The following is a 14,985-nucleotide window of genomic DNA, read 5'->3' as shown; positions in this document are numbered from 1 at the left end:
CTCTATCAAAATAATCACAAAAAAAAGCAGTGTAAACACACTGCTTTTTTTGTTTTCGTCGCCTCCTTATTCTTTTGTTCAGTAAGAATTAAAGACTACGGTACTCTATTGCACTAACAATTTTACTGAATTTTCTCCTTCAGAAGTGGTGATAGTAGCAAAATACAATCCTGAATTGAAACTAAAATCAAGGTCATTATTGGTATGAACTGTTTTTACCAAGGCACCTGTTATACTATAGATGCTAACCTTAGTCTTTGAAGTTACGTTAGAAATGTATATTCTATCATTAATTGCTTTCACACTAGTTTCAAAAGCTAATATAGAATCACTAACACCTAGTGTTGCAGCTCCTGCGCCTGTGACTTCTATTTTATAAAGATTGAAAGAATTAGAATCATAGATGTAAATATTTCCACCAGTACCAGTATAACTAGCGGTTATGGTTTCTGGATCGCTATTACCAACAGCTTGAAAAGAATTCAATAAAGTAGTACCATCTGAGATATAAAGAATACGTTCGGTATCATCCCCACTACCAGATCGGAACCAAACCTTTACCTCAACTGGTCCAGACACAGGGAAATACGCATAGCTATAACTTGGTAGGAAATCAACCGGATTTGACCCTCCGTTAAATTTAAAACGGTTAATGGCGGCATATTCATCAGCAGTTCCAGCATCCCAAGTAGCTCCACCAGAATTTTCAATTTGACCAAATTTATCGCCGCTACTATCTCCAACCATAAATAGATTGTCTTTTTCCGTGGTGACCCCTTCAGCTGCGTTAAAAGCAACTACTGGCCAAAGTGCAATTTGTTCTGGACTTGTATAAGTCGCATCACCACCAAAATCCCAAACTTTAGTTTGAGCCTGTACAGTTGCTACAAAAAGCAACATTGGTAAAATCAATAAAAGTAATTTTGTTTTCATAATTAACGTTTTTAAAATTAGACAATAAGAAGAGGCCACCTCTTCTGGTGACCTCTTGTTTTTTTTAATTAATGAACCAATAGTTTAACCACTTTGATTCCATCTTTAGAATTTAGTTTAATAATCCAAATACCATCAGCGATATCAAAAGAAGCGTCAGCACTCAAATCAAGTTCTTTCACTAAAGCACCGGTTATACTATAGACTTTAATTGATGTATTTGAAAGCACGTTGGATACATGAACTTGTTGATCATATGCTTTCACAACCACTGAAGATTCAAAATCTGAAGGATAATTTACGGATAGTACGGCTTGAAACGGATCCCAATCATCATTACCCTTCGTGAAATTAAACGTATTTATTTCAGTACCATCTGTAAGCGTTGGCGAAGTCAATACGGTGGACCATGGCGCACGAACAGCAGCATTATCAACACCTATAGCATTTTCGATCGTCCCATACTCGTACATCATCGTTGATTCTCCACCCAACGAACTTGTCCAACCTACTGGAGATATCAATGATAATCCTTCTGATCCTGGATAAGTGCTTTCATCTATTGTGGTATTATAGAATACCACTTCACTTGTGTTAGGCTCCCACGGACGGCCAAAATAGCCAGGTTTAGATCCAAATGTCGAAGCTGTTTCTAAACCTACAATAGGTGATTTTACATGACACTCAAACATCAAATAGCCTCTTCCGCTTGATTGTTTTGCAGCAGTAATATAAGCCGCATCACTACTGAAATCACTGGTGTTTAATACTAAATCCGACTCATAAAACACAGCGGTCATTTCTCCGAAAATATAGTCTACTGCACCCATCATGACGCCTTTATAAGCAGCAAACCTTACACCTTGCCCACCATAGAACGAATCTTGACGACCAATAACTCTACATTCATCTAAAAACACACGATCTGCTCCACTGGCCAAACCTAAAGCTGCAGCTTGCGTGACATAGCCTTGAGATCTATCCTGCACAGAAGTATTGCCATAATCACTTGGCCTAACTGGCTCACTAAGTGCTTTTGCTTGAACAACATCCTGAGATTCTTTAGAAGAAATATATTGATTGAATGAATTTTCTATAATAATATCTTCCATGGTAAAATCAATAGCTTTTACCACTATAGTTGCATTCCAATATGATGAACCACCACCTGTGCCCTCTTGGTTGATATACTCTGTATAACCATTAGCTGTATTAACTGCTAATGCTTCTGCACTCCATTTGTTATTGGTGCCTTGACTATAGAAATTATACTTCTGCCCATAATACGATGTAATTCTTACGGCATTAGGATCTATATCCACACCTTGATTGAGTAGAGCGATACTTGGTGTTGAAGACGCATTTTTTAAAGTAATATTGTTACTTTCTATCACCAACATTTCTTCATAATTCCCTGGATCTATAACCACTGACACAGGCTCATCATTAGGGCGGTCCATTCTCGAAATCGCATCTAAAGCCTCATTAATGGTTTGATAATCTTTGTCAACACCAACAGTGATAATTGGGCTGTACGGAACGATACTTACAACTTTGAACGACACAAAATAAGATGTGGATATCACAGAAATAGTAACCATACCCTCTGAGGTTCCTGTATAGACATATTCTGAAACCACATTTGTACCTGTACTGTTAGAGGTATTGGAAACAGTTGCTTCGCCTTCTACAGAATATTCCGAAGCATAGTAATCTGTAATGATGACCTTATCTCCAACTTGCACAGGAATAGCAACAGTTGATCCTGAACCACAATTTAAATCTCCATTTGCTCCTCTTACATTTACGCTTCCGGTAAATATCAGACCTTCATAAGCAGTGGCTGCGTTAATAATCCTGTCATTAAACAACCATTCGGTAATAGGATTATAAGCGATATCCTTAGAAGTATTGGCCCCATTGACCGTAAGATTAGAGGTTAATTCTTGTTTTAAAGGATACAAATCTAGACCACTACTTTCAACCGTATAAGTACCATCTCTAAGTGCCACATTGGAAATATCTGAAAAGGTATAAGTATATCCTTCTTCATTCAAATTGATAAATCTAAGTGCCAATGCATCCTGTTGTGCCTCATTCAACCCTGTGGTATTTATAACCACATCATATAATGGTTTTGGAATAAAAACTAAATCCTGAGTTTCTAACGCTACACCAATAGTTACGGTGTTTGTTGGAATTTCATAATCGTTAACTCCTGTAGCCGTAATGGTATATGCAACACCTGGCTCTAAGTCTACGCTATAGGTCGAATTGTCAAAATCAATTGAGACAATTGGCACATAAACACTACTGACTGAAGGGTCTGGCGTATACGCCAGACCAAGACCGGATAAATTATCTAAACCAGTGATATTACCGCTTAGGTTATAAATTTCTACTGCGGATATAACAATGTTATAATTTGATGTAGTCTCCTCTACTGTGAGTGTTGTGCCATTGTTTATAATAAACCCATTAGCATCAATTAAACTAAGATTATACAGATATCCAGCAGGCACTTCAATACTATAAGCACCGTTCTCTACTGCAGCTGTAAAAACCTTTCCTGCTTCATTCGTAAATCCAATAGCATAACCATTTGAAATACCAGTGGCACTAGTTTCATCTACAAGTCCTGAAAGCGATACATATGTGGCATCTTTTCTTTCTATTCTATAGTAACTAGGCTTATCAATTTCATCATAAATATGATAAACACCTGCCTGTTGTGCTACAAAATTGAGTTCTTGCAGCGTACTACCTACAGCTATTTGGTTTTCTTGTGTTTCTACCTCACTACTATTTTCAAAATGAATATTTCCTGTACCAGATTGCGTTAGCATGTAAACTTTGACTTCGTCATCTGCGTTTAATGTGAGGCTCATATACCTACTCGTTGCTCCACCTGCATTGACATAAAGCCTGCCTGAATAGTCAGAAACGCCACTTAGATTTTCATCATAACGCGTTAAATTTGTATTGGCTGTTCTCAAACGATCATTAGATCCTCCAACCCAAGTTAATAGACCCGCTGTCCATGTAGCAGGCATAATGTTTCCTGAAGTACCCGGAGCAATTGCTTCATCATACCATCCATTAATCTCGGTTTCAGTCAACCTATTATTATAAGTATCTGCATCTAATTGTTCAGCACCAAAATCCCAGACATCGACCAGACCGTTAGATACCGTCTCTTCATCATTAGTAATGCTCATTCCATGAATATAATTAGAACCAGTAGTTGCCAAAGTTGCCGTAATTGTGCTGGCTGGCCCGATATAGTCAAAACTAAAAACGGTGCCATCTGTACCGCCATTAATTTCAGAATCAATAACACCTATAACGTTTTCGTTACTATCTTTAAAAGTTAGAGTACCGCCGTCTGCACTATATTGACAGGTCGTAAATGATATCGTTGCATTTCCTGCAACTGCAATTTCAAAAAAGTTGCCATTTTTAAAGTCGACTCCATGGCTACCGTCATTAAAATAAAATTGAGAACCTTCTCCCTTATCCATATATACAACTCCATCAGCAGTAGAGAAACTGTCGTAAGTCGTTTCATCTTGAGGAAACACTGTACCATCAGCAAAATCATAAGCATAGGTTTCTCCAGGATTTACTTCTGGGTCGTTGGCAATGTTAACGCCATGAATATAATTGGAACCCGAAGTAGTTAGAGTCGCAGTTATGATAGCCGAATCACCTACATAGTTAAAACTAAAAGGTGTACCATCAACGCCGCCATTGACCTCCGCATCTATTACTCCCAAAACGGAGTTATTAGCATCTGTAAATGTCAACACGCCTCCATCTGCACTATATTGGCAGGTAGTAAAAGTAATAGTTGCGTTTCCTGCAACCATAATTTCAAAATAATTACCATCTTTAAAATCAACACCATGTGTAGCATCGTTAAAGTAAAATTGAGAGCCTTCTCCCTTATTCATACTTAAAAACCCGTCAGGTGTTTCAAAATCATCGTATGTTGTTGAGTTTTGCGGAAAAACAGATCCATCAGCGAAATCATAGGAATAGGTTACGCCCGATGTTTGAGCTTTTATGCTAAAACAAGAGAGCAGCATAAAAATGAATGTGAAATAATAATTTTTTTTCATAATTAACAATTGATTTTGGTTATTGGTACTTGACTTTACCTGGCAAAAGACTAAACATGAATCAAAATGAATTCAACCTATAATCTCATCATAATGCGAGAAACTATGCAATCGATTACGTAATGGTTCCACATTATTTTAAGCTGTAATAGTTAAATTAACCAATCCTAAGGCTTACTTCTTTATTACCCGAATAGTTCTATATGTATTCTCAAAAAGAAGCTTTACAAAATAGACCCCTTGAGAAAAATGCTCCAAATTTATGGATACCTCTTCATTAGCTTCATACTCTATAACATTAGAGAATATCTTCTGACCACTAATTGAATAAATAGATATTGAAAGGTCACTAACATTTCCTGATGGAAATTTAAAACTCATGCTATTTTCAATTAGCGTTGGGTAAATGTCTATAGCCGAAAGCTCAAATGAATTAGAATTAAGGTTATCGCAACTAGACGATACTGCTCCTGTACTTGAAACCTGCAATGTTGCACCCGCTCCACATTCTGTATCCCCAATAATGGAGGCGACTTCCGCGACTGGCAAAACACTATAATCATATGTTGGCGCATCTACTGAACCCAAGTTAGAGACTCCGTTAATACAATTCTCAAATTCTAAGGACACCGTACCTCCATAACTTTGATAAACGGTACCAATATTTGCGAAATCTGAATTCTCGACATAACTGGAAAGGGAATTGATTCCTCCACTAAAGCCTAATGCTCGAGAGCTGGAGACATTCGTGTTATAATAACAGTTCAGAATATGAAGTTCGGCATTTCTTGCACGTGGCATTCTTTCTTTACAACCATCTGCCCAATAACAGTTTTGAAAAGTCACGCTGTAATGTCCATCTGGTGGGGATTGAGAATCACTTGAACCAACCAAATTAGAGTATCGATGATCATTAGAGCCGCCAGGACCTCCAGCAACTGGTGGTTTTAAGTAAGTGAATTTGCACCAAGAAACGGTAACGTTATCTGAATTCCCCTTGATATCAAAATTTCCATCTACGCCATCTTGAAACTCACAATGGTCTACCCATAGATTAGTGCACCCGTCGGCTGTTAAATTATCTCGCCCATCAGTATCATAAGCACCAGGACCCTCAAATATTAGATTTCGTATGATAATGTTATTCGAGCCGTTTTGAAGATTTAAAATCCCTGATCCAGATTGGGTCTGTGTGTTATTTACTAATCTTGCTCCAGGCAACCCAATTATGGTTTTATCAGTAATCACTTCGCTGATATGCTGTCCGGCAGAAATATTAATGACTCCTGAAACCAAAATGACCTTTGGCGTTTCTAAAATCAATTGTGTTTTTAATTCATTATACGTAGTGACCGTAACTTGTGGACCGTCTCCTCCACCTGTGGTCGCCATGCCAAAACCCTCAGGAGTTGCTGTAAAATAAGTCTGACCAAAGGCACTTAAAGAATAAAACACCAAAATGATTGAGTAGAGTTTTGCCATATAAATTTCAAGTTTTAAATAGAAGAAAAAGAACTACATACTCAAGTTAGATTATGCAATCGATTACAATATTATAATATTTTTGCTATATTAGCATCAATATTCTTAATTATTTATCGACCTAATTAGAAAAAAGCAAAAAATCGGTCGCTATTTTGAATAGAAAAAAGAGTGGTATTCCTTATAGATAAAGACTTATTCGCATAATTTGCACCTGACTTTTTTTTAAAAACTAATAATTTCGTTATTAAATGCAATTATTTTGAGTATTCTAAAAAAATAACGTCAAATATTTGCACATTTCAAAATATATAATACATTTGTGCAATCGATTACATTTTAATTAACTTTAAACTAACTAATTTCATGTGTAACAATCTAATTGAATATGTGTTTTTCTGCTCTCAAAAAAGAAAAACCAGAAGTACCTCTTCAATAAGATCATTTTCATTAATGGTCCTAACAATATTTACACTGTCCTCAGCTACTAGTTTTGCTCAAAGTAAAACAGTTACCGGTACAGTGGTGACCGCTGATCCAGAAGGTCCTTTGCCAGGCGCCTCTGTTGTTGTAAAAGGAACCTCTATAGGTGCACAAACAGATTTTGACGGTAATTTTTCTATAACCGTTGAAGATCCTAATGCTACATTAGTAATTTCTTATGTAGGTTACATTTCCCAAGAAATTAATCTTGCTGGTAAATCATTTGTAAACGTTACCCTTAAGCCTGACTTAGCAACTCTCGATGAAGTTATTGTAATTGGTTATGGATCAGCGAGAAAATCTGATCTTACAGGTGCTGTAGTAACCATAGGTGGCGATAATTTAAAAGAACAAGGTATTCAAAATGTTGCTGAAACCTTAACAGGGCGTTTGGCAGGTGTCCAGGTCCTTTCTACTGAGGGGTCTCCTGATGCGGAAATGAACATTCAAATTCGTGGTGCCGGTTCTCTAACACAAGACAGTTCTCCATTAATTATTGTTGATGGTTTTCCTGTAGCTGACCTCAGTTCTATTTCACCTACAGAAATCGAAAATATTAGTGTTTTAAAAGACGCCTCTTCAACCGCGATTTACGGATCTAGAGGTGCAAATGGAGTTATTATCGTTACTACAAAAAGCGGTAAAACTGGCAAAATTGCTGTTAGTTATAATATGTTCTATGGTGTAAATAAACTTGCAAATAAAATTGATGTTTTAAACCCAGAGGATTATGTGAAGTGGCAGTATGAATATGCACTTTTAAGAGATAGACCCGAAACCTATGAAGATATTTTTGGACTTTACCAAGATTACGACCAATACGTTGGTATGGAAGGAAATAATTGGCAAGAGCAGATCTATGGTAGAACAGGGGAAGTACAGAGCCGCGATTTATCCATAAGAGGAGGTAGTGAGAAAATCAACTTCAACTTTAATTATGCGCTGTTTGATCAAAAAGCCATACAAATTGGTTCAGATTTTAAGAGAAATAATTTATCCCTTGCGCTTCAAAGTGATGTTAATGATAAAATAGATTTATCGTTCACAGTAAGATATTCTGACCAAGAAGTTAATGGCGGAGGTGCTAACGAACAGAACGAAGTGTCTTCGGCAGACTCAAGACTGAAATACAGTGTGGCTTATTCTCCTATTGCGATACCACAATTAGTCACCACAAATACAGATGAAGCTCTAAACGGATATTTAATAAATCCCTTTGTTGCTACAGATGATAACCAAAGAAAGCAAATAAGAACTAACTTAAATATGTTGGGGAGTTTTGGATGGAAGATTTTAGATAATCTAAAATTTAAATCTGATTTTGGATATAATACAAGATACGATTTAGACTATCGCTTTTTTGGTAGATCTACGTATTTTGCAAACAACGTCCCTCCCGGAGACTTACAGGGACAACCAGCGTTAAGAATTAGAGACAGAAAAAATGAATCTTTCAGAAATGCCAATACTTTGAATTTTGATTTTAATAAGTATTTAGGAGACGATCATTCTTTAAATTTATTAGTTGGAGAAGAGATGATCGTCACTAAAAATAATACTGTTACTAGTCAGGTGCAAGGTTTGCCTAGGGGTTTTGGTTTTAGCTCCGCTTTAAACTTAACCACTCAAGGTCAAAACTTCTTTGTTGATAATTTCTATAGCCCAGATGACAAGCTATTATCCTTCTTTGGACGAGCAAATTATGATTATAAGAATCGTTATCTATTCACTGGAACATATCGCGTTGATGGCTCGAGTAGATTTTTAGGCAGTAATGTATGGGGTTATTTTCCCTCTGGTGCTATTGCATGGAAACTTTCTGAGGAAGAATTTTTGGAAAATGCAGATTGGATAAACACATTAAAACTTAGAGTAAGTTATGGTGAATCTGGAAACAACAACATTCCAACGGGACAAACCGTACAAAGTTTTTTCTCAAGTAATACCAATTACTTGAATGACATCACCAGCGTGATATCTCCCTCTGATATTTTAGCAAATCCAAACTTAAAATGGGAGACTACCATTTCTCAGAATCTTGGTTTAGATTATAACTTGTTTGGTGGGCGATTAAGTGGAGCTTTTGAAGTTTATAAAAATGTGACCACCGATCTATTATTACTATTTAATACCCAAGGCACGGGTTATGAAGCTCAATATAGAAATGTTGGAGAACTTCAAAACACAGGCGTAGAAGCTACTCTTGATGTTGCTGTATTAGAAAAAGAAAATTATGGTCTCAACTTTTCTTTCAATATATCGGCAAATAAAAATCAAGTTAATTCTTTAGGTGAGTTAAATGAAATCCGTCAAAACACCAATTGGGCATCATCTCAAATAGGCGCAGATTATATCGTAAAAGCGGGTGACCCCATCGGATTAATGTACGGTTATCAAAACGATGGACGCTATGAAGTTGACGATTTCAACTATAATGCAACTACTGGGGAATATACCTTAAAAGAAGGCATTGCTAGTACTGAGGGCGTTTTCAATCAGCTTCCTGTTCCAGGAGGTATGAAATTAAAAGATACTAATGGTGATGGCGTAGTTGATCAAGATGATAATACGGTTATTGGAGATGCTAATCCAGATTTTATCGGTGGTGTGATTTTAAGCGGTTACGCTTATGGATTTGATTTTTCTGCTGCCTTTAACTTTAGTGTAGGGTTTGATGTTTACAATGCCAATAAAATAGACTTTACCACGTCCACAGAAAACGGTCAGTATAGAAATTTAAGTACGATTATGTCTGATGGAAACAGATGGACCAATCTTGACCCTAATACTGGGCAACTAGTAACAGATCCTACCCAGCTCGCTGCATTAAATGAAAATACCACCTTATGGTCACCATTTATGCAAAGAAATGCATTTACTGACTGGGCTGTAGAAGATGGTTCTTATATAAGACTAAATACATTAACTTTAGGATATACCGTTCCGAATAAATTTGTCTCTCAAATGGGAATAGATAAATTAAGATTTTATGCTACAGCAAACAATGTGTTTGTATTGACTAATTATTCTGGTTTAGATCCAGAAGTTTCCACTAGAAGAAACACTCCGTTAACACCAAGAGTCGACTATTCTCCATACCCAAGAAGTAGACAACTGGTATTTGGTTTTAACCTCAACTTTTAAAAAAAATTAAAATGAAAAAACTAATAATTATAACAGGAATTATGTGTGTTGCATTTTTCAACTCTTGCCAAGAGTTTGAAGAGGATTTTTTAGAAGGTCCAGCAAAATCCGCACTTGAACCTAATGTCATCTTTTCGTCAGAAGATTTAACCAAAGGAGCAATTGATGGTATTATAGAACCTATGGGACAGACCAATTCTTATCGTGGTCGGTACATCCCATTGTATGGTTTCAATACAGATACCGAGTATCATTTTAGCTCAGATCAGCCAGGTAGCTCTCAAGGCGCTTTAATGATTTATGACGCCACGCCCACGAACCCTCAGATGAATACAAACAATAATGTTTTTGGGCAGATGTACTCAGGCATTGAGCGCGCCAATTTGTGTATAGAAGGATTAAGGCTTTATGGCAATCCAGAACCAGGAACGGTATTAGGTCAATATTTGGGTGAGGCCCTAACGCTTCGAGCTATTTATTATGCCGATTTATTGAAAACTTGGGGCGATGTTCAAGCACGCTTTGAGCCTATTTCTGAGGAAACTGTATTTCTTGAAAAAACTAATAGAGATATCATTTATAAACAAATTATAGCCGATTTAGGGGAAGCCGCTACATTAGTAGCGTGGCCAAATGACACGCCCCAAACTGCAACCTCAGAGCGTATCAATAAAGCGTTTGTAAAGAGTTTTAGAGCTCGATTAGCTTTAGCAGCTAGCGGATTTCAACAGTATCCTGACGGTGTAAGAAGAAGTAATGACCCTGAGCTTTCTGTTGAAAACATGTACACACTTGCTTTAAATGAAGCTACTGACGTCATCGAAAGCGGCAAAGCAAGTTTAAATCCATCTTTTGAACAATTTTGGAGAAACTATAATGCCGAACAAATTTTTGCAGGTAGAGAGTCGCTTTGGGAAATTCCTTTTGCCGATGGCCGTGGTAGAGTTGCATTTTCATTCGCAGTAAGACATAGAGGCATAGATCAACATACTGAACAACCTAGAGGTGGTACTGCAGGCCCTCAACCTAATGTGTTTTACGATTTTGACGAAACTGACTTACGTAGGGATGTTACCTGTGTACCTTATCAATACGGAAACCCAGACGAAGACGAATTTGCTCAGCAAGAATTGACCAATTTAGGCACATGGTACTTTGGTAAATATCGCTATGAGTGGATGGATAGACGTGTTACTTCTACAAACGATGACGGCCTTAATAAAATCTATATGCGTTATGCAGAGGTGCTTTTAATTGCAGCTGAAGCAGCGAACCAATTACAGGGACCAGCAGCAGCCAAGCCCTATCTCAAAGACGTGAGACGTAGAGCTTTTCCATCTTCAGTACATCCTGAAAAAGTAGATGCTTATGTTGATGGTATTGGAAGCTCTGAAGCTATGCTAGATGCCATTATCGAAGAATACAAATATGAGTTTACCGGTGAGATGATTCGTAAACAAAATTTAATACGTTGGAATCGATTGGCCTCGAGCTTAGACGAGACTAAAGAGAAATTGTTTAATTTAAAAAACAGGACTGGTGAATATAGCGATGTGCCAACAACCTTATATTTTAAGTATGAAGAAACCGATATAGAAGGTGAAGAATCAGAATTTTTAATCATCTATGGTTTGAATAGAAATGAGAATGAATCACCAGGTCCAGATTACTCGGCTTACGATTGGATTACCTTAGAAGATGATCAAATAAACTCTGTTTATCAAGTTGGGGTAAATCCAGATAATAGACAGTTTTGGCCAATCTGGCAAGTATTTTTAGATGCCAGTAATGGTCAATTACAAAATGATTACGGATACTAAAAAAGTGAATTAAATATTATAATTATGAAAACAAAATATATCTTTAAATCGCTCATATTCCTCTTTACATTGGCTACGTTCACTAATTGCGATAGTCCTGAAGAATTGATTAATGAACTTCAAATTGATAGAGAATTTGCTCCTGTAGATTTGTCTGTGCAAATTAGAACACAAACAACTTTAGAGTTTGATTGGCAAACTGAAGATGAGATTGATCTTTACTTACTCGAGATTAGCGAAGATCCAGAATTTAATACTCTCACAACATCTCTAAGTGTTAACGCTAGTGATCTCCCTATTCAAGTTGAATTGGAAGGAGAAACAATTTATTATGCTAGAGTAAAAACTGTTAGCACGAGAGGTCTAAATGATTCAACTTACGCGTACATCTCAGCTGAAACGCTTACCGAGCAAATATTCTTCCCTATTCAACCTGAAGATTTACTTGCCACGCAAGTAACGCTGACTTGGCTTCCTAATAGTAATGTCACTCAAATTGTTATAAGCCCGGGGGATATTGTACGTGATCTCACCCAAGAGGAAATTGCCGCCGGTTCTGCAACAATAACGGGTCTTACAGGAGAGACAGATTATACTGCTCAAATATTAAATAACGCAAATATTAGAGGCGTATTATTTTTTACCACTGGAATCGATATAGGCACTGGTACTCTAGTGACACCATCTGATGATTTATTTCAAATGGTAGCCGATGCTGCTCCTGGTGATGTTCTTGTATTAGAGTCAGGTGACTACACGTCTCAAACTGGTACTTTGGTTATAGATAAATCCTTAACTTTAAGAGGCTTACTTAGTTTCGAAAAACCTTTGTTAAAATTAAGTATTTCTATAGTAGCTGGTGCTACTGATGTTAGTCTAATAGATTTGGACTTAACTGGGGATGCCGATTTAGAACTTACCGATATGGTGCGTTATTCCGGCGCTGATAATTATAACTCTTTATTAGTGAGCGGGTGTAATGTTCATGATTATGGCAGATCATTTATTGCAGGTAATGAAACCGATGCGGTTGTTCAAACCATCACTGTTGAAAACAGCATAGTCACTAATGTTTTAACTAGTGGTGGTGATTTCTTCGATTTTAGAAATTCAGATGTTCTCAACGTGAATTTCACAACAAGTACTTTTAATAACTGTGCCCCTGGACGTGATTTTTTCAGAATTGATGCTTCAGGAACAACAAACGGTTTAGCTACTTGTAACATTTTATTAGAGAACTGTACGCTTTATGCTTGCTCAAATTCTAGTAGTAGAAGGTTATTTTATGTGAGATTTGACGCCAATGATATCACCTCAAGAAATAATTTAATTACCGATACTGAAATTGAGGGTTATTCTGATAACAGTGCAACAGATGAAAGCATTACGTTTCAAAATAACAACTATTTCAATGCACCAACCCTATACGATTCATCCGTGGCAAGATATGATGACTCTACATCCTTTACTACATTAGATCCAGGATATACTGACGTCGCTAATGGGGATTTTAGCGTTGCAAACCAATCTTTAATTGACGATAATGTTGGAGACCCTCGTTGGCTTCAGTAGATTTTTTGAGCATGAGTTAGTCTATAAAGAAAGGTATGTTCAATAGAACATGCCTTCTTTTTTTTTTAAATCACTTTTATTTAAACAACAATCATGGTAAAATTAAAATACATCTTAGTCATTTTCTTTATAGCAACCAGCACGATGCTTATGGCTCAGTCTTTGGCCTTTCCAACAGCAGAAGGTTTTGGAAAATATACTACTGGAGGTAGAGATGGCATTGTTTATAAAGTGACCAATCTAAGTGATGATGGCGAAGGAAGTTTAAGAAAAGGCATATTAAAAAAAGGCCCTAGAATTATTGTTTTTGAAGTATCTGGCACCATAGAACTCACGTCTAAGTTAGACATTAATCGAGGGGATTTAACCATTTTAGGACAAACTGCTCCAGAAGGCGGCATAACGCTCAAAGGATATCCCGTGACCATTAAATCAGATAACGTTATAATGAGATATCTGAGATTTAGAATGGGAGATATTCATGGTATTGAAGGTGATGCTTTAGGGTGTAGAGACACTAAAAATGTAATTATTGATCATTGCTCTATCAGTTGGGGAACCGATGAGAATGCATCGTTTTATAATAACGAGAACTTCACACTGCAATGGTGCATCATTTCCGAAGCTTTAAACAACTCTGTTCATGAAAAGGGCGCTCATGGTTACGGCGGGATTTGGGGCGGTGTCAACGCTTCGTTTCATCATAATTTGATAATGAGCAACAACAGTAGAAACCCTAGATTTAGTGGGTCTTCTACTACTGAGAATTCTAAACGTGAATTTTTAGACTTTAGAAACAACGTTATCTATAATTGGGGCGAAAACAGTATTTATGGAGGAGAGAGCGGCACTTATAATATGATCAACAACTATTTTAAATCGGGGCCAGCTACCACATCTTCTAAACTGGATAGAATTGTAAGCCCTTCAGAACCTTATGGTCAATTTTACATCGACGGAAATTTTGTGTATGGATATGAAGATATCAATGACAATAATTGGAACGGTGGAGTACAATGCGAAAATCCTGAATTAGCGAGATTAAAAGAACCCGTTGCTATTTCAAATAATGTTATTACTTCCAGTGCAAAAAAAGCTTACAAAAGCGTATTAAAATCTGTAGGTCTCAACCTATACCGAGATGATGTAGACGTTAGACTTATTAAATCAATCAAAACCAATAATCCTCTTTATAAAAATGGTATCATCGACTCACAAAACGACGTGGGCGGTTGGCCAGTAATCATCTCAAAAAAGAGACCTACAGACACCGACAATGATGGTATACCAGACAATTGGGAAAAGAAATTAGGCCTAGACGCAATCATAGAAGACTCTCAGTTAAAAACAATTGACGAGAATTATGCTAACATAGAAGTATATGCCAATGGATTGCTTAAGTCTTGTCTGTAAAAAAGTTTAGAAAATAA

General features: G+C 36.8%; 7 protein-coding genes. 4 read left to right on the top strand and 3 right to left on the bottom strand.

Annotation, left to right across the window (positions count from 1 at the left end; genetic code table 11):
• Positions 1–105: 105 nt before the first annotated feature.
• The 3 genes from P176_RS0110495 to P176_RS0110485 all read right to left on the bottom strand — a co-directional run bounded on the left by P176_RS0110495 (position 106) and on the right by P176_RS0110485 (position 6,536).
• Entirely contained in the window at positions 106–933 is an 828-nt protein-coding gene (locus tag P176_RS0110495; RefSeq protein WP_026754666.1) for a T9SS type A sorting domain-containing protein, read from the bottom strand.
• 68 nt (positions 934–1,001) lie between these two features.
• On the bottom strand, positions 1,002–5,054 hold the full coding sequence (locus P176_RS19300) for a pectinesterase family protein (protein ID WP_051605458.1): 4,053 nt from the start codon (positions 5,052–5,054) through the stop codon (positions 1,002–1,004).
• A gap of 174 nt (positions 5,055–5,228) precedes the next feature.
• Positions 5,229–6,536 (bottom strand): T9SS type A sorting domain-containing protein, encoded by a 1,308-nt coding sequence (locus P176_RS0110485; RefSeq protein WP_037348898.1) that lies wholly within the window; start codon positions 6,534–6,536, stop codon positions 5,229–5,231.
• A gap of 453 nt (positions 6,537–6,989) precedes the next feature.
• On the opposite strand from P176_RS0110485, the gene P176_RS0110480 reads away from it, so the two are divergent.
• The 4 genes from P176_RS0110480 (at position 6,990) to P176_RS19295 (ending at position 14,968) form a co-directional block, all read left to right on the top strand.
• Entirely contained in the window at positions 6,990–10,163 is a 3,174-nt protein-coding gene (locus tag P176_RS0110480; protein ID WP_051605457.1) for a TonB-dependent receptor, read from the top strand.
• Positions 10,164–10,174: 11 nt separating this feature from the next.
• Positions 10,175–11,983 carry a RagB/SusD family nutrient uptake outer membrane protein gene (locus tag P176_RS0110475; RefSeq protein WP_026754663.1) on the top strand — a complete coding sequence of 603 codons (1,809 nt, stop codon included), beginning with the start codon at positions 10,175–10,177 and terminating at the stop codon, positions 11,981–11,983.
• Positions 11,984–12,007: 24 nt separating this feature from the next.
• The gene (locus P176_RS0110470) at positions 12,008–13,555 is read left to right on the top strand and encodes a DUF5123 domain-containing protein (protein ID WP_037348897.1); all 1,548 of its coding nucleotides are present in this window, start codon (positions 12,008–12,010) and stop codon (positions 13,553–13,555) included.
• Between the two features lie 93 nt (positions 13,556–13,648).
• Complete coding sequence (locus tag P176_RS19295) at positions 13,649–14,968, top strand: polysaccharide lyase family 1 protein (RefSeq protein WP_197022159.1); 1,320 nt, start codon at positions 13,649–13,651, stop codon at positions 14,966–14,968.
• Positions 14,969–14,985 lie beyond the last annotated feature (17 nt).

The organism is Sediminibacter sp. Hel_I_10, assembly GCF_000688335.1.
In the GTDB taxonomy this organism is placed as follows: Bacteria; Bacteroidota; Bacteroidia; order Flavobacteriales; family Flavobacteriaceae; genus Psychroserpens.
Note: the sequence above shows the minus strand (reverse complement) of the source record. Positions and strands in the feature narration are given on the sequence as shown.

Bases quoted from the DNA above. Each gene is read 5' to 3' on its own strand.
- P176_RS0110495 (WP_026754666.1), bottom strand. From the start codon at position 933: ATGAAAACAAAATTACTTTTATTGATTTTACCAATGTTGCTTTTTGTA.
- P176_RS0110480 (WP_051605457.1), top strand. From the start codon at position 6,990: ATGGTCCTAACAATATTTACACTGTCCTCAGCTACTAGTTTTGCTCAA.
- P176_RS0110470 (WP_037348897.1), top strand. From the start codon at position 12,008: ATGAAAACAAAATATATCTTTAAATCGCTCATATTCCTCTTTACATTG.
- P176_RS19300 (WP_051605458.1), bottom strand. From the start codon at position 5,054: ATGAAAAAAAATTATTATTTCACATTCATTTTTATGCTGCTCTCTTGT.
- P176_RS0110485 (WP_037348898.1), bottom strand. From the start codon at position 6,536: ATGGCAAAACTCTACTCAATCATTTTGGTGTTTTATTCTTTAAGTGCC.
- P176_RS0110475 (WP_026754663.1), top strand. From the start codon at position 10,175: ATGAAAAAACTAATAATTATAACAGGAATTATGTGTGTTGCATTTTTC.
- P176_RS19295 (WP_197022159.1), top strand. From the start codon at position 13,649: ATGGTAAAATTAAAATACATCTTAGTCATTTTCTTTATAGCAACCAGC.